The organism is Rhodanobacter sp. UC4443_H10 (assembly GCF_052978325.1).
On the sequence record NZ_CM129668.1, the window covers coordinates 2,749,419 to 2,766,076 of the forward strand.

At 60.5% G+C, this 16,658-nt stretch carries 14 protein-coding genes; 9 read left to right on the top strand and 5 right to left on the bottom strand.

The window, feature by feature from the left end:
• The first annotated feature begins 185 nt into the window (after positions 1–185).
• From ACVCMB_RS12550 to ACVCMB_RS12565, 4 genes are all read left to right on the top strand, one after another.
• Complete coding sequence (locus ACVCMB_RS12550; RefSeq protein WP_447106907.1) at positions 186–1,415, top strand: ISL3 family transposase; 1,230 nt, start codon at positions 186–188, stop codon at positions 1,413–1,415.
• Between the two features lie 210 nt (positions 1,416–1,625).
• Positions 1,626–1,979 carry a transposase gene (locus ACVCMB_RS12555; RefSeq protein ID WP_369491286.1) on the top strand — a complete coding sequence of 118 codons (354 nt, stop codon included), beginning with the start codon at positions 1,626–1,628 and terminating at the stop codon, positions 1,977–1,979.
• On the top strand, positions 1,952–2,785 hold the full coding sequence (locus ACVCMB_RS12560; protein WP_447107168.1) for an IS3 family transposase: 834 nt from the start codon (positions 1,952–1,954) through the stop codon (positions 2,783–2,785). Before ACVCMB_RS12555 ends, ACVCMB_RS12560 begins: the two co-directional genes overlap by 28 nt.
• 72 nt (positions 2,786–2,857) lie before the next feature.
• Complete coding sequence (locus tag ACVCMB_RS12565) at positions 2,858–3,229, top strand: ribonuclease E inhibitor RraB (protein ID WP_447107098.1); 372 nt, start codon at positions 2,858–2,860, stop codon at positions 3,227–3,229.
• 178 nt (positions 3,230–3,407) lie between these two features.
• Here the strand turns inward: ACVCMB_RS12565 and ACVCMB_RS12570 are convergent, their stop codons facing one another.
• Positions 3,408–4,940: an IS1182 family transposase gene (locus ACVCMB_RS12570; RefSeq protein ID WP_447107096.1), complete on the bottom strand. Its 1,533-nt coding sequence runs from the start codon at positions 4,938–4,940 to the stop codon at positions 3,408–3,410.
• Positions 4,941–5,040: 100 nt separating this feature from the next.
• Between ACVCMB_RS12570 and ACVCMB_RS12575 the strand changes: the two genes are divergently transcribed.
• Positions 5,041–5,490 carry a hypothetical protein gene (locus tag ACVCMB_RS12575; RefSeq protein ID WP_447107099.1) on the top strand — a complete coding sequence of 150 codons (450 nt, stop codon included), beginning with the start codon at positions 5,041–5,043 and terminating at the stop codon, positions 5,488–5,490.
• Between the two features lie 837 nt (positions 5,491–6,327).
• Here the strand turns inward: ACVCMB_RS12575 and ACVCMB_RS12580 are convergent.
• On the bottom strand, positions 6,328–7,398 hold the full coding sequence (locus tag ACVCMB_RS12580) for an IS110 family transposase (RefSeq protein ID WP_447107100.1): 1,071 nt from the start codon (positions 7,396–7,398) through the stop codon (positions 6,328–6,330).
• 140 nt (positions 7,399–7,538) lie between these two features.
• On the opposite strand from ACVCMB_RS12580, the gene ACVCMB_RS12585 reads away from it, so the two are divergent.
• Both ACVCMB_RS12585 and ACVCMB_RS12590 read left to right on the top strand, forming a co-directional pair.
• Positions 7,539–8,695 (top strand): IS3 family transposase gene (locus ACVCMB_RS12585; RefSeq protein ID WP_447105647.1). Its coding sequence is split into 2 segments (ribosomal slippage): positions 7,539–7,788 and positions 7,788–8,695, totalling 1,158 coding nucleotides; the frame shifts between segments, so codons are not numbered across the junction.
• A gap of 68 nt (positions 8,696–8,763) precedes the next feature.
• Positions 8,764–9,141 carry an Imm50 family immunity protein gene (locus ACVCMB_RS12590; RefSeq protein WP_447107101.1) on the top strand — a complete coding sequence of 126 codons (378 nt, stop codon included), beginning with the start codon at positions 8,764–8,766 and terminating at the stop codon, positions 9,139–9,141.
• A 665-nt stretch (positions 9,142–9,806) separates the two neighbouring features.
• On the opposite strand, the gene ACVCMB_RS12595 is transcribed toward ACVCMB_RS12590, so the two are convergent.
• Both ACVCMB_RS12595 and ACVCMB_RS12600 read right to left on the bottom strand, forming a co-directional pair.
• Positions 9,807–11,573: an IS1182 family transposase gene (locus tag ACVCMB_RS12595; RefSeq protein WP_447107102.1), complete on the bottom strand. Its 1,767-nt coding sequence runs from the start codon at positions 11,571–11,573 to the stop codon at positions 9,807–9,809.
• Positions 11,574–11,587: 14 nt separating this feature from the next.
• A complete protein-coding gene (locus tag ACVCMB_RS12600; RefSeq protein ID WP_447107096.1) occupies positions 11,588–13,120 on the bottom strand; it encodes an IS1182 family transposase in 1,533 nt (510 codons plus the stop codon).
• Between the two features lie 101 nt (positions 13,121–13,221).
• On the opposite strand from ACVCMB_RS12600, the gene ACVCMB_RS12605 reads away from it, so the two are divergent.
• Positions 13,222–13,884 (top strand): RDD family protein, encoded by a 663-nt coding sequence (locus ACVCMB_RS12605; protein ID WP_447110566.1) that lies wholly within the window; start codon positions 13,222–13,224, stop codon positions 13,882–13,884.
• 401 nt (positions 13,885–14,285) lie between these two features.
• A complete protein-coding gene (locus ACVCMB_RS12610) occupies positions 14,286–14,852 on the top strand; it encodes a hypothetical protein (RefSeq protein ID WP_447107103.1) in 567 nt (188 codons plus the stop codon).
• 351 nt (positions 14,853–15,203) lie between these two features.
• Here the strand turns inward: ACVCMB_RS12610 and ACVCMB_RS12615 are convergent, their stop codons facing one another.
• A complete protein-coding gene (locus ACVCMB_RS12615) occupies positions 15,204–16,274 on the bottom strand; it encodes an IS110 family transposase (protein WP_447107104.1) in 1,071 nt (356 codons plus the stop codon).
• Positions 16,275–16,658: the final 384 nt, after the last annotated feature.

A 16,658-nucleotide genomic window follows, 5' to 3' on the forward strand; every position in this document is an offset into this window, starting at 1 on the left:
CACCCCATTTTCTACCGCTCTGCGACTGGCCGTTGCTGCGGTGTGTCTCGCGTTCGCCGGATTTTTGCTGGTCCTTCTCGCAACGTCCTTGCATGCGCGCGCACTCTTTGTTTTGGTCCTTCCGGGATTCCCGTGGGTAGCTGGGGATAGGAGGATGGGCGGGAGCGGTGAGCGGAGCCCGTCCAATGCGCGATGTAGAGCTATACCGGCAGATCCTTGGTCTATCAGCACCCTGGCGAGTAGCGGATGTTCATCTGGATCTACCAGGGAATCGGGTTGAGGTAGAGGTGGATCATCCGGAGGGATGTCGCTGGCGTTGCCCCAAGTGCGACCAGGAACTGCCGGTCCATGACCATGCGCCGGCGCGCGCTTGGCGCCACTTGGATACCTGCCAGCTGCAGACGATCCTCAAGGCACGGGTGCCTCGTGTTCGCTGCCCGGATCACGGCGTGGTGCAGGTCGCGGTGCCTTGGGCCGAGCCACGCTCTCGCTTCACGTTGCTGATGGAGCGCTGGATCATCGACGTGCTGCAGCAGTGCGCCACGGTCAGTGGCGCCTGCCGGCTGCTGCATCTGTCCTGGGACGAGGTGTTCGGCGTCATGGAGCGAGCGGTGCGCCGTGGTCAGTCGCGCAAGGGGCCGCTGTCGCTGCGTCGGATCGGCGTGGATGAAAAGGCGTTCCGCAAAGGCCATTCGTACACGACCATTGTCAGTGACGTGGATCGTTCCACCATCGAGTACATGGCAGATGAGCGCACGCGTGGATCGCTGGCAGAGTTCTACGAGACCCTGACGCCGGAGCAGTGTGAGCACATCCAGGCGGTGGCCATGGACATGTGGGATCCCTATTTCCAGGCCACCGTGTCGCATGTCCCCGCGGCCACCGACAAGATCGTCTTCGATCGCTTCCACATCATGCAGCACATGGGGCAAGCCGTGGATGCGGTACGCAAGGCAGAGCATCGGGCCCTGCGCGCGACCGGGGACAACACCTTGGCGCGAACCAAATACCTGTGGCTCTACAGCCGGGAAAACCTGCCCCAGCAGCGACGGCATCAACTGCGTGACCTGATGGGGCAGAACCTCAAGGTGGCTCGTGCCTGGGCGATCAAGGAGGCCTTGCGCCACCTGTGGTCCTACCGGCGTGAGGCATGGGCACGCCGTTACTTCAAACACTGGTTCCACTGGGCCACGCACAGCCGCCTGGAGCCCATCCGGCAAGTTGCCCACATGCTCAAGCGGCGTCTGGACAACATAGTCACCTACTGTCGCCTACGCATCACCAACGCCGTCGCCGAAGGCATCAACAGCAAGCTCATGGCCATCAAGCGCCGGGCCTGCGGTTACCGCAACCCCGAACACTTCAAGACCGCCGCCTACTTCTTCTGCGGCGGCCTCGATGTTTACCCACGCTAAAGCCGGAAGGACCTTTGTTTTAGGGTTCGCGTGCGCAGTGACCGGCATCTTCGGTGGTATCGGCGCAATACTCTATGGCTGGTGGTGTATTTTTTTTCGTTCACGCAGTAGGTAGCGGCATCGCAACCTTCTAACTACTCGTTCAAGGCGGACGGGATAGTTCCTACGCTTTAGTGGACACCCTGAACTACCACTTCAGGAGTCCACAAGATGCCCAAACCAGGTCCACGAACCACCTACCGCTATACCCAGGAATTCAAGGCAACCGCTGTCCGTTTGAGCCTGTTACCGGGCGTCGCGGTGGGTGACGTTGCCCAGTCGCTTTACATCCACCCGTTCATGCTGTCTCGTTGGCGCAAACAGGCGCGCGAGGGATTGATCATGACGAAGGGTGTGGCGGTCGACAAAGCCGTGGCAGCGGAGCTGAAGGAGCTGCGTCGGGTGAAGAAGGCCTACGAGCAGCTGAAGATCGAGCATGACCTTTTAAAAAAAGCGATCGCGTTCACTTCCAGTCCAAGGCCGACATCTTCGCCTTCATCCGTCAGCAAGAGCACCACCCGGTGAGGCTGTTGTGCCGGCTGTACGGGGTCAGTCCAAGCGGGTATTACGCCTGGCGGGATCGACCGTCGAGCGCGCGTGCGCAGGAGGATGCACGACTGCTTGAGAGCATTCGCCACGTGCACGCCGAAGGCCGGCAGACTTACGGTAGCCCGCGGGTCCACGCCGGCCTGCAACGCAACGGTGAATCCGTCGGACGCCGCCGGGTCGAGCGCTTGATGCGGGACCATGCCATCCGTGGCTGCTCTGCCGATCTGTATCGACGTTGTCCGGGTGTCGATCGCTTCTTCGCCAGCGTCGACAACCAGGTGCACGAGCTGACGGTGGATCGGCCCGATCAGGTCTGGGTCACCGATGTCACCTATCTGAAAGTATCGGGTTCATGGCGCTACCTCGCCACCGTCATGGATCGCTATTCGCGGCGCCTGCTGGGCTGGTCGCTGGGAACGGACCGGACGGCCAACCTGACGCGCCGGGCGTTGGCAGCGGCGTTGCGCCAACGCAAACCGCCGCCCGGCACGTTGCTGCACAGTGATCGCGGGGTGGAGTTTCTGGCCAGCGACTTCAAACGCATGCTGGCCAGGGCGGGCTTGGTGCAGAGCGTGAACCGCCCGCATCGAATGACCGACAACGCGCATATGGAGTCGTGGAACAAGTCGATGAAATCGGACATGTATCACCGCGACAGCTTCTGCACCGAAGGCTCGCTGCGAAGCGCCGTGCGCAGCTACATCGATTTCTACAACAGCAAGCGCTTACACTCTGCCTTGGGCTATCGTTCTCCCATCGAGTTCGAGGCACAGTACGGCTAACCAACCGGTGTCCACTTTTGCGTAGGAACTCTCCGGCTACGCCGCCGCTTAACTCAGGCGTTAGGCTTGCCTATGGAATTTGTCACAACCTTGATGGAAACCGCCGCAGCCGACACTGATGTACTTCGGTCACTTGATCGCAATGGCGACCACTTTTCCGTATTCCGCGACGTTGATTTTCTTCTGGTGGCACCCGACGCAGAAAAGGCTGCTCTCGTTGCATCCTTCGTTAACGAACACAGCTATGGCAAGGCCGTGCTTCAAGACCCTGCGTCCATTCTTGTCACTATCAACATGCCTGTCGAGCAACCCGTAGCTCTGTGCGTCTCGGGCTTTTTCACGTGTCTCGCGCAGCTATTCGGCGTCGAGTACGATGGCTGGGGTGTGTGGCGCAGGCGCAAGCCTAACCACTCGTTCAAGGCGGACGGCTTCGCCGCCGCTTAACTCCAGCGTTGAAGCTGTAGAAAAACCCCTTGCTGATCTGCAAAACGAGTTCGCCGTGCTGGCGGATTTTTCGTTTCGGCTTCGTGCAGTGCTCCGCTCGCTTCTTGTTTGTCGCTGATAGGCGATTTTTGGCCGCCCAGACGGCCGCATGGCACGGGTTTCACGGGCGTTCTTCGGCTTACGCGGCCAACTTGCGGTAGAGCTGTAGTTTCGCCACGTTGTGGACGATGCAATACAGCTTCCACTGCGTGTCGACCTTGCGCTGGCCACGCAGCGTGAAGCGGCGCAAGCCGCGTTGCTGGATGTGACCGAACACTGGCTCGATCAATCCCATGCGATGGGCGTAGATCGCTCGACCTTCGGGACTGTCGATTTTCTCGCGCATGGCGCGGCAATGCGGGTTGGGTAGTTTGCTTGCTACCGAGCCTTCGAAGAAGGCGACCTGGCGTACGGCAGTGACATCAGGTTTGCGCAGGCACTGGCTGCGCAGTGGACATGCTTCGCAGGTGACGGACGTGCCTTTGAATACGGTGGCCTTGCGTCCATTGATGACGGCATTGGCGCTGTTTAGTTTGAGCGCCTTTCCAGCCGGGCAAACACAGCTGCCGTGTTCACGGTCAAAGATGAAGTCTTTGGGCTGGAAGGTCTTCGCCTGGCTCGCCGGCTTGTGCACAGCGGCGTCGACGTAGCGCGGGTCGCGCTTGCGCATGTTGCCGTCCGCGATATAGCCGTCGATACGGTCAGCCGCCAAGGCTTTCAGGCCACGCTCGCTGTGGTAGCCCGCGTCCGCCAGGAAGGCAGACTCATCGGCGGCACCGGCCTCGCCGATCGCCGCCAAGTGCTCGCGCACACCGTCGATCACCGGCTTGAGCAGATTGTGTTCTTGCGGGGTGCCGTGCGCCTGCGCCTCCACGATCACCTGGCACTCGTCATCGACAGCCGCCACGCCGATATAGCCTTGCAGCACGCCTCGACCGCTCTTGAGTGTGGCGCTTTCGGCATCGGTCAGGTTCAGCTTGATCGGCTTGCCCTTGGCTCCGATGCGTTCGGTCGTGGTGGCGAGCGCCGTGCGCAGTTTGTCGGCATTCTTGCGCAACGTGGCCAGCGTGCGTTCTTCATGGCGACGCTGGGTGTCCGCGTTGGGGGCGAGCGCTTCACTCGCATCCTGCTCGGCATGTGCCTTGACCAGGTGGGCAACGGCCCGCTCCATCTTCGCCGCCTTGCGCTCGAAGTCGGCGCGCGTGCCACTCCACTCCTTGGACGCGTTCGACGGGAGTTTGCAACCGTCGATGGCGAACATCGCCTTGCCGATCAGCCCTTGGGCGTTGCACACCATCAGCACGTCGCGGAATACCGCTTCCACTTCCTTACCCAGTGTCGCTATGAAGTGCGCCAGCGTCGTGAAATGCGGCTGCTGGTCGCACGCCAGGGCAATGAACACCACGTTCTCCGTGCACGCCCGCGCCATCGTGCGCGAGGAGGTGATGCCGCGTGAATAGGCGAACAACACCACCTTGAGCAGTACCGCCGGATCGTAGGCCGGCGCCCCGGTCTCGTCGTTCTTGAAGCGCGCGGCAAACCGTCCCAGGTCGATCTCGTTGTCGATCAGGTAGCTCAGCGCATGTTCGAAGGTGCCTGGCAGCAACTGCCGCCCGTAGCTCACCGGGATCATCTTGGTCTGATCGGGGTCGTAGTGTCGGTATCGCGCCATCGTCGCTTCGCCTCGTTTCCCGCCTTTTTTGCGGGCAACGCGAATGATAGGCTGCGAGGGAGTTTTTCTACAGCTACGTTAGCGCCCTAGGGAGGCACTCGTGATACGGAAAGTTCTGACTGCTGCACTCGTGCTTCTGATCTCACCAGCATCCCTGGCCCAAGATTCTTCTGCCTATGCCCAGATGGGTAAAGCAACTTGGAGCGCATTTGAGTGTTCCGCGCTCGCCTCTAAGCTAAAAAAACCAGCAGACCAAGAGCGACTGTTCGAGTTTGGGTATAGCCAGGGCAAAGCCTTCATTGCCGCCATAAAAGCCGGGAAAATCGAGCGCGTGGATCTATCAAATAACGTTCCCGCCGGGGTTATGTGGCTAATGGAGGGTCCAACTCCAGATTTTATTCTTGGACGTATCTACGAATCCGCACAAAGCAACGCACTCAAAAACATCTACAGCGTTGGAGATCATTTCAACTCCGAGAAAGAGCAAGAGTTGGCGGCGTCCAACAAATTTTCATCTAGTAACTGCCAACTAATTGGCAGCGGGCGCTAACCAGTCATTCGAGGCGGACGGCTGCGCCGCCGCTCAATTCCAGCGTTAGAGCCCATGAAGAATATTGCACGCCTTGCCCTTGCCGCCCTTATATTGACTAGCCTACTGGGCTGCTCAGATGCTTACAATTCATTCTTTGGATGCAAGCCCGATCTCATTAGTACGGTTCCATCTCCTGACGGAAAGTACAAAGCAATCACTCGAGTATGCGGCTGCAGTGCGGATGTAGGCCGTCATCTGAGTACCGCAATTGTCCACTCGAACACACGAGGTAGCTGCCACGACCTCAAAGACGAGTCTCTTGCAATCTCTTGGAATAATACTGACAAGTCAAGCGCATCTGTAATCTGGCAGGACAATCGAACGCTAGAAGTAAAGTATTCTGCTGGCACCACCAACATCAACAACGAGCCACTAACGTTACCTAGGCGTCGAATTTCATCATCCTTGGCGCCGAGAATAGTTGGTCCGACGAACAGTCTCTAACATCTCCTTAGGAGACTTCCCGTCAACCCCGGGCGCATGATGCTTTTGCCCTGAGCTTTCGGGCGACTGCCGGTGGTCGTGTTGTGCTTCGTGTGTGCTGCGTGGTCAGTGGGATGCGGCGTCGAACGTTGCCAGACTGCATTTCCTTAGACGGTCTTGTTGAGCCATTGCTGCCGGCTCGGACCAGGGTATAAACCGCGCCCGGAGACCTCATTCGTTCAGCGGTGTCGTCGGTGTTCGGGGATCGGCCGAAACACGTTTGGACGTCCAGAATGTTAGTCAGGTTCTCTCCGGGTGGGTCTGACCCGTTGTTGCCGCGTAGCGCTGACCGTGAATCGAAAGCAAGGTTCCTCAAGCGAGTTGAGCGGGGCAATGCAGCGGGTGGCGCTGGCTGGCGCAGGGGTCGTAATCCACCTCGTGAGCCAGCATCACCCACAACTGGCGCGCATGTTTGTTGGCGATGGCGACCAGCACCTTGCCGAATGGCAACCGCACCGCGAGTGACCGAATCCAGAGTTGTTCGGGTGTGGCCTTTTCCGTGGCGACCACCTTGGCCCGTTGCAGGCTGCTGCGTGCGCCCTGGATCAGCAGCGTGCGCAGGTAGCCATCGCCGCGACAGCTGATCGCACCCAGCCGCGTGTGTCCGCCGCTGGAGTGCTGGGTCGGCACCATGCCGAGCCACGCCGCCAGTTGCCGACCGTTGCGGAATTCCTGCGCCTTGCCGAGGCTGGCGATCAGGGCGTCCGCGGTGAGCGCGCCGATGCCGACGATCGCGCGCAGGCGCACGCACCGCTCGTCATCGCGCGCATGGGCTTCGATGCGTGCATCGCACGCGTCGAAGGCCGTGCGGACCTGGGTCCAGTGGGCCTCCACGCTGCGGATCAACGCCTTGAACTCTGCCGGCAGCGCGGTGTGTGCATCCAGATCGGCCAGCACCCGGCGCAGGGCCTTGTCGCTCTTGCCCATCACGATGCCGAACTCGGCCAGCAGGCCGCGCAGGCGGTTGCCGATCGCCAGACTCTCCGCCTTGTAACCCTCGCGCACCCGATGCCAGGACAGCCGGGCCTGCTGGTCGATGGTCTTGATCGGCACGAAACGCATGTTGCCCTGGCGGGCGGCCGTGGCGATCGCCTCGGCGTCGTTGCGGTCGTTCTTGCTGCGCTGACTCTTGCGGTACGGCTTGACCAGCTGGGCAGCCATCAGCCGCGGCCGCAGCCCGTACTCTTCACACCGCCGTGCCCAGTGATGGGCCCCGCTGCAGGCTTCCATCGCCACCACCGTCCCCGCCGGCCGCTGCGCCAGCCACACGGCGAAGACCTCACGCTTGAACTCCCGTCGTTCCAGCACGTGTCCGGCGCCATCCATCGCGCACACCGAAAACACGTTCTTCGCCAAGTCCACACCCAGGGTTATAGTGCTCATGGAGACTTCCTCTTCTGCTGACGGTTGTGTCGCAACACCATCATGGCCCTCGAGGCCGTAAGGGGAGGAAGTCTCTTTGGGTTCTACCCCGATTCTGCGGACACTTTCACTAAGCCCCATACTGGGCCAGAGGAGTGTCCATGTCCAAGCGCAAGCGTTACAGCCCTGAATACAAACGGGAGATCGTCGAACTGGTTCGGCGGTCGAAGTCGAGCTGCCGCCAGGTCGCCCTGGAGGTCGGCGTCAATCCGAACATGCTGACCCGGTGGGTGCGGGAGGCCGAGGCGGGAGGTGGCAAAGCTTTCCCCGGAGGCGGCACCCCGCGTGACGAGGAGCTCGCTCGGCTCAAGCGCGAACTGACGCGCGTGACCAAGGAACGGGATTTTTTAAAAGACGCGGCAGCGTACTTCGCGAAGCAATCACCGAACGGTACGCGGTGATTGAGCGCTGCCGCAGCGACTATCCCGTCGGGATGATGTGCCGCTGCCTTGAAGTTTCAACGAGTGGTTTCTACGCTTGGGTCGGGCGCAAGCCGGGCCCGCGTGCGCGGGCCAACGCGGGCCTGCTGGAGCGCATCCGGGAGATCCACGAGGACAGCAAGGGCGTCATCGGCGCCCCACGCATGCAAGAGGACCTGGTCGATGAGGGCATGCATGCCAGCGTCAATCGGGTGGCTCGACTGATGGCCCGCGCTGGCCTGCAGGGCTGGCCACGGCGAACCCGGCGCCGTTTTGGCGGCAAGCCGGGCGCCCGGCCCGTGGGGATCGAGAACCGGCTGGAACGTGACTTCCAAGCCTCCGAACCGGAGACGAAATGGGTAACCGACATCACCGAAGTCGCGACGCAGGAAGGCAAGTTGTACCTGTGCGTCGTGGTCGATCTGTACAGCAAGCTGGTGGTGGGCTGGTCGATGCATCACCGCCAGGATCGCCACATGGTGGTGCGGGCGGTGCAAATGGCGGTGTGGCAGCGGCAAGGCAGCTCGGAGGTCATCCTGCACTCCGATCGCGGTGGCCAGTTCATCAGCGGCACGTATCAGAAGTTCCTGGGCGGGAATGCCCTGGTGAGCAGCATGAGTGCGGTTGGCCACTGCGCCGACAACGCGGCGTGCGAGGGCTTCTTCGGGATGCTCAAACGAGAGCGGGTGCACCATCGCTGCTACCGGACTCGCGACGAGGCGCGGGCCGATCTGTTCGATTACCTTGAGCGGTTCCACAACCCGCGCATGCGTCGTAGAGTTGCCCGGCGCGACCGGGAGTTTTCAGCCTTAATCAAACCGTCCGTGGAAACGGGGTAGAACCCTTTTTACTCATTCAAGCGGACGGCTGCGCCGCCGCTTAATTCCAGCGTTAGGCACCACAAGAAATGATTTCGCACGCTGAGCTTGTCGAGTCCACTTTTGGCTATTGGCCGGAATTTTCGGACGGCCGTATCGAGCTGTTCTCGTTCGAGAAGCCCGGCATCATCTGCTTAAGAATTTTCTACATCGACTCTCAAATCGACAAGGCCGCTACGGTCACCCTTCAGTTCACCGGTGTTACAGACGTCGATCTCTCCGAGCTGCGCAAAGAGAACGTCGTTGACGCCCTGAGCGTCTCCGAGGCATCTCCTTTTCTCATTACAATTGAGGCGTGCTACGGTCTTGGTGGTACTTTTGTTTGCACGTCCGTAGAGGTTGCGGCGGTGGTGCCTAACCCGTCGTTCGAGGCGGACGGCTACGCCGCCGCTCAACTCAAGCGTTAGATTTTTGGGGAGAGGTCAATGTGGAAATTCGCTCTCGTTGTGTTGGCGATGGTGGTGGGTTTGTGCGGTTGTGGCCAAGGAGCAGCGTCCTCAGCTGATCTCAACCCGTTCACCATAGTCCCAGGGCAATGGGGCTGGGCCGGTTCAAACGATTGTGCCGTGAACCCGGAGGTAATCCGCTTCAGCGCAGACGGGAAAAAGATGTTCCTTTCTCTTACTCCCGCTAAACCTGACGGAACCTACGAGCCACGCCGTCAGGCCACTTACAACATTCTCCGTAAGCTCCCCAATGGGTTGTCGATGTCGTTGCATGACGAGACTCGTCGTGATACTTCAGGCAAGCCGGTGACATGGGACCTCATTGTCATGGATAGGAACCAAATGTGTTGGCATCGCAGTGATTGGCCTCAGTACGGCTGCACCAAGTCAATTTCTCGCTGCGGAATCTAACCATTCGTTCAAGGCGGACGGCTTCGCCGCCGCTTAACTCCAGCGTTGAAGCTGTAGAAAAACCCCTTGCTGATCTGCAAAACGAGTTCGCCGTGCTGGCGGATTTTTCGTTTCGGCTTCGTGCAGTGCTCCGCTCGCTTCTTGTTTGTCGCTGATAGGCGATTTTTGGCCGCCCAGACGGCCGCATGGCACGGGTTTCACGGGCGTTCTTCGGCTTACGCGGCCAACTTGCGGTAGAGCTGTAGTTTCGCCACGTTGTGGACGATGCAATACAGCTTCCACTGCGTGTCGACCTTGCGCTGGCCACGCAGCGTGAAGCGGCGCAAGCCGCGTTGCTGGATGTGACCGAACACTGGCTCGATCAATCCCATGCGATGGGCGTAGATCGCTCGACCTTCGGGACTGTCGATTTTCTCGCGCATGGCGCGGCAATGCGGGTTGGGTAGTTTGCTTGCTACCGAGCCTTCGAAGAAGGCGACCTGGCGTACGGCAGTGACATCAGGTTTGCGCAGGCACTGGCTGCGCAGTGGACATGCTTCGCAGGTGACGGACGTGCCTTTGAATACGGTGGCCTTGCGTCCATTGATGACGGCATTGGCGCTGTTTAGTTTGAGCGCCTTTCCAGCCGGGCAAACACAGCTGCCGTGTTCACGGTCAAAGATGAAGTCTTTGGGCTGGAAGGTCTTCGCCTGGCTCGCCGGCTTGTGCACAGCGGCGTCGACGTAGCGCGGGTCGCGCTTGCGCATGTTGCCGTCCGCGATATAGCCGTCGATACGGTCAGCCGCCAAGGCTTTCAGGCCACGCTCGCTGTGGTAGCCCGCGTCCGCCAGGAAGGCAGACTCATCGGCGGCACCGGCCTCGCCGATCGCCGCCAAGTGCTCGCGCACACCGTCGATCACCGGCTTGAGCAGATTGTGTTCTTGCGGGGTGCCGTGCGCCTGCGCCTCCACGATCACCTGGCACTCGTCATCGACAGCCGCCACGCCGATATAGCCTTGCAGCACGCCTCGACCGCTCTTGAGTGTGGCGCTTTCGGCATCGGTCAGGTTCAGCTTGATCGGCTTGCCCTTGGCTCCGATGCGTTCGGTCGTGGTGGCGAGCGCCGTGCGCAGTTTGTCGGCATTCTTGCGCAACGTGGCCAGCGTGCGTTCTTCATGGCGACGCTGGGTGTCCGCGTTGGGGGCGAGCGCTTCACTCGCATCCTGCTCGGCATGTGCCTTGACCAGGTGGGCAACGGCCCGCTCCATCTTCGCCGCCTTGCGCTCGAAGTCGGCGCGCGTGCCACTCCACTCCTTGGACGCGTTCGACGGGAGTTTGCAACCGTCGATGGCGAACATCGCCTTGCCGATCAGCCCTTGGGCGTTGCACACCATCAGCACGTCGCGGAATACCGCTTCCACTTCCTTACCCAGTGTCGCTATGAAGTGCGCCAGCGTCGTGAAATGCGGCTGCTGGTCGCACGCCAGGGCAATGAACACCACGTTCTCCGTGCACGCCCGCGCCATCGTGCGCGAGGAGGTGATGCCGCGTGAATAGGCGAACAACACCACCTTGAGCAGTACCGCCGGATCGTAGGCCGGCGCCCCGGTCTCGTCGTTCTTGAAGCGCGCGGCAAACCGTCCCAGGTCGATCTCGTTGTCGATCAGGTAGCTCAGCGCATGTTCGAAGGTGCCTGGCAGCAACTGCCGCCCGTAGCTCACCGGGATCATCTTGGTCTGATCGGGGTCGTAGTGTCGGTATCGCGCCATCGTCGCTTCGCCTCGTTTCCCGCCTTTTTTGCGGGCAACGCGAATGATAGGCTGCGAGGGAGTTTTTCTACAGCTACGTTGAAGCTGTAGAAAAACCCCTTGCTGATCTGCAAAACGAGTTCGCCGTGCTGGCGGATTTTTCGTTTCGGCTTCGTGCAGTGCTCCGCTCGCTTCTTGTTTGTCGCTGATAGGCGATTTTTGGCCGCCCAGACGGCCGCATGGCACGGGTTTCACGGGCGTTCTTCGGCTTACGCGGCCAACTTGCGGTAGAGCTGTAGTTTCGCCACGTTGTGGACGATGCAATACAGCTTCCACTGCGTGTCGACCTTGCGCTGGCCACGCAGCGTGAAGCGGCGCAAGCCGCGTTGCTGGATGTGACCGAACACTGGCTCGATCAATCCCATGCGATGGGCGTAGATCGCTCGACCTTCGGGACTGTCGATTTTCTCGCGCATGGCGCGGCAATGCGGGTTGGGTAGTTTGCTTGCTACCGAGCCTTCGAAGAAGGCGACCTGGCGTACGGCAGTGACATCAGGTTTGCGCAGGCACTGGCTGCGCAGTGGACATGCTTCGCAGGTGACGGACGTGCCTTTGAATACGGTGGCCTTGCGTCCATTGATGACGGCATTGGCGCTGTTTAGTTTGAGCGCCTTTCCAGCCGGGCAAACACAGCTGCCGTGTTCACGGTCAAAGATGAAGTCTTTGGGCTGGAAGGTCTTCGCCTGGCTCGCCGGCTTGTGCACAGCGGCGTCGACGTAGCGCGGGTCGCGCTTGCGCATGTTGCCGTCCGCGATATAGCCGTCGATACGGTCAGCCGCCAAGGCTTTCAGGCCACGCTCGCTGTGGTAGCCCGCGTCCGCCAGGAAGGCAGACTCATCGGCGGCACCGGCCTCGCCGATCGCCGCCAAGTGCTCGCGCACACCGTCGATCACCGGCTTGAGCAGATTGTGTTCTTGCGGGGTGCCGTGCGCCTGCGCCTCCACGATCACCTGGCACTCGTCATCGACAGCCGCCACGCCGATATAGCCTTGCAGCACGCCTCGACCGCTCTTGAGTGTGGCGCTTTCGGCATCGGTCAGGTTCAGCTTGATCGGCTTGCCCTTGGCTCCGATGCGTTCGGTCGTGGTGGCGAGCGCCGTGCGCAGTTTGTCGGCATTCTTGCGCAACGTGGCCAGCGTGCGTTCTTCATGGCGACGCTGGGTGTCCGCGTTGGGGGCGAGCGCTTCACTCGCATCCTGCTCGGCATGTGCCTTGACCAGGTGGGCAACGGCCCGCTCCATCTTCGCCGCCTTGCGCTCGAAGTCGGCGCGCGTGCCACTCCACTCCTTGGACGCGTTCGACGGGAGTTTGCAACCGTCGATGGCGAACATCGCCTTGCCGATCAGCCCTTGGGCGTTGCACACCATCAGCACGTCGCGGAATACCGCTTCCACTTCCTTACCCAGTGTCGCTATGAAGTGCGCCAGCGTCGTGAAATGCGGCTGCTGGTCGCACGCCAGGGCAATGAACACCACGTTCTCCGTGCACGCCCGCGCCATCGTGCGCGAGGAGGTGATGCCGCGTGAATAGGCGAACAACACCACCTTGAGCAGTACCGCCGGATCGTAGGCCGGCGCCCCGGTCTCGTCGTTCTTGAAGCGCGCGGCAAACCGTCCCAGGTCGATCTCGTTGTCGATCAGGTAGCTCAGCGCATGTTCGAAGGTGCCTGGCAGCAACTGCCGCCCGTAGCTCACCGGGATCATCTTGGTCTGATCGGGGTCGTAGTGTCGGTATCGCGCCATCGTCGCTTCGCCTCGTTTCCCGCCTTTTTTGCGGGCAACGCGAATGATAGGCTGCGAGGGAGTTTTTCTACAGCTACGTTAGGCTTTACAGGGGGTTCTCAATGTTCTGCGTTAAATGCGGTAATGAAGCAGTTGCAGATGCAGTATTCTGTGGGCATTGCGGCACTCGAATGTCTGCTATCGCAAGCGCACCGCCAGTTGGCGTAACCACTGCGTCCTCAACACCTCCACCCTTTTCGGTCGCGGCTCCGCCTGCCAATCAGGTTCGCCCTTGGGTGCGCTACTGGGCACGCATGTTTGATATCTACGTGGCTGCGATCGTCGTCGGCATCACGGTGGGTATAGCCACTCCTCACGCACTCGACCAACCAGGCAGTGACCAATTGTTTGGTGTTGCCGTCATCTTCGTTTGGATATTCATCGAGTCACTTCTTCTATCCACAGTGGGCACCACGCCTGGTAAGTGGCTCTTTAAGACACGTCTTGTCGCCCCGTCGGGCGGAAAGCCGAGTTATTCCACAGCAATCTCAAGAAGCTTCAAGGTTTGGTGGCGTGGCCTTGGCATTGGATTCCCAATTGCAAGTCTTATCACGCTCATAGTGGCGCACGGAAACCTTACGAAAAATGGCATTACCACGTGGGACAGAGACGATGGCTTCACCGTTGTTCATGATCGCATCGGGCCGGTGCGCATAATTTTCGCTGTCATCGCGTTTTTATTGTTTTTTATTCTCGTTGTTATCGGCACTGTAGGCGCCGCCTAACCACTCATTCGAGGCGGACGGCTTCGCCGCCGCTCAACTCCAGCGTTAGACCCCATGACCAACACTGTCGAATGCCATACACACGGGGAGCAAGACGAAACCTTCGTTTGTCAGCATCTCGTCGGCGCCCTCAGCACCGGAGAGAAAGTTGGGTTCTTTTGGTCGGGCGGCCCGCGCGGTGATGCTTGGTGCTCCGCATGTGAGGAGGTTCGCCTCCGCGAGGGTGGTTCTACCGGCGATTGGAACGAGCGTTCCGAGGCGTTTGCATGCATCAAAATTCTGTGCGGTGCGTGCTATGACCGGTTGCGTGCGCAGCATGGCGTCTAACATTTCATTCGAGGCGGACGGCTCCGCCGCCGCTCAACTCAAGCGTTAGGCAGCACACGGACTTAGGGGCAATCATGCGGATCAATATATTTGAGGGGGCTCGTAGAATTGCATTGTTGTTAGCGGTCCTGGCAACGGTTACCGCTCTCATTGTGGCGGGCACAAACAAGCCTTATCTGTCTGTGAGTTACCACGTTTCTCGTCCAGATGCACCATTCAACCGTACGGATGAGTCATGTCCAACGGAGGCTGCGCGAGACTACTTTTCTAAAAAGAGTCCAGATGGTAACTCCGTTAGTATCAATCTCTGCCTGTTGACTATGCCGTTTGGTAAAGACCATCAGCAACTGGTCCCGTACAAAATTGATCAGTCCGGCATGCTTTGGGGAGCCGCCTCCTACAGCAATGAAGTTAGCGTTTACGAGCACGATCTCGAGAGCCGGTTTAGGTTTCCCGCTGCTGATGCAAGCTGGGTTGATGAGGAAATCTCTAGACGCTACTGGAAAAATTGGCTGCATTCATTAGGTTTCATAGCGGTAGGTCTTGGCATCTTCTGGGTGCTAGTTTGGGCCATTGGTTGGATCGTACGTGGGTTCGCTGGCATTCCACTGGGCAAAGACCGCCGCCCAAGTGATGCCTAACAGATCCTTAGGAGACTTCCCGTCAACCCCGGGCGCATGATGCTTTTGCCCTGAGCTTTCGGGCGACTGCCGGTGGTCGTGTTGTGCTTCGTGTGTGCTGCGTGGTCAGTGGGATGCGGCGTCGAACGTTGCCAGACTGCATTTCCTTAGACGGTCTTGTTGAGCCATTGCTGCCGGCTCGGACCAGGGTATAAACCGCGCCCGGAGACCTCATTCGTTCAGCGGTGTCGTCGGTGTTCGGGGATCGGCCGAAACACGTTTGGACGTCCAGAATGTTAGTCAGGTTCTCTCCGGGTGGGTCTGACCCGTTGTTGCCGCGTAGCGCTGACCGTGAATCGAAAGCAAGGTTCCTCAAGCGAGTTGAGCGGGGCAATGCAGCGGGTGACGCTGGCTGGCGCAGGGGTCGTAATCCACCTCGTGAGCCAGCATCACCCACAACTGGCGCGCATGTTTGTTGGCGATGGCGACCAGCACCTTGCCGAATGGCAACCGCACCGCGAGTGACCGAATCCAGAGTTGTTCGGGTGTGGCCTTTTCCGTGGCGGCCACCTTGGCCCGTTGCAGGCTGCTGCGTGCGCCCTGGATCAGCAGCGTGCGCAGGTAGCCATCGCCGCGACAGCTGATCGCACCCAGCCGCGTGTGTCCGCCGCTGGAGTGCTGGGTCGGCACCATGCCGAGCCACGCCGCCAGTTGCCGGCCATTGCGGAATTCCTGCGCCTTGCCGAGGCTGGCGATCAGGGCGTCCGCGGTGAGCGCGCCGATGCCGACGATCGCGCGCAGGCGCACGCACCGCTCGTCATCGCGCGCATGGGCTTCGATGCGTGCATCGCACGCGTCGAAGGCCGTGCGGACCTGGGTCCAGTGGGCCTCCACGCTGCGGATCAACGCCTTGAACTCTGCCGACAGCGCGGTGTGTGCATCCAGATCGGCCAGCACCCGGCGCAGGGCCTTGTCGCTCTTGCCCATCACGATGCCGAACTCGGCCAGCAGGCCGCGCAGGCGGTTGCCGATCGCCAGACTCTCCGCCTTGTAACCCTCGCGCACCCGATGCCAGGACAGCCGGGCCTGCTGGTCGATGGTCTTGATCGGCACGAAACGCATGTTGCCCTGGCGGGCGGCCGTGGCGATCGCCTCGGCGTCGTTGCGGTCGTTCTTGCTGCGCTGACTCTTGCGGTACGGCTTGACCAGCTGGGCAGCCATCAGCCGCGGCCGCAGCCCGTACTCTTCACACCGCCGCGCCCAGTGATGGGCCCCGCTGCAGGCTTCCATCGCCACCACCGTCCCCGCCGGCCGCTGCGCCAGCCACACGGCGAAGACCTCACGCTTGAACTCCCGTCGTTCCAGCACGTGTCCGGCGCCATCCATCGCGCACACCGAAAACACGTTCTTCGCCAAGTCCACACCCAGGGTTATAGTGCTCATGGAGACTTCCTCTTCTGCTGACGGTTGTGTCGCAACACCATCATGGCCATCGAGGCCGAAAGGGGAGGAAGTCTCTTTTTACTCGTTCAAGGCGGACGGCTACGCCGCCGCTTAACTCCAGCGTTAGAGCGCACATGAAGTATTCCGCGGCCATTCGAAGAACGATCCCTTGCGGAATTTTCGGCATATTCGCGGGCGGCTATTTGGCATCTCTACTCCTTGGCGCCGGAATCGCGTTCTCCAATCGCACTCCACAACTTCATGATTGGGCGTCTGCACCATTAGCAGCCTTTCCTCTTCTCGCGGTTGCGCTGCTATTCGCTGCACCGGCCACGCTACTAGTCGGGTGCCCGCTGTACGCGGCACTGCTGCAACGAAATCGCG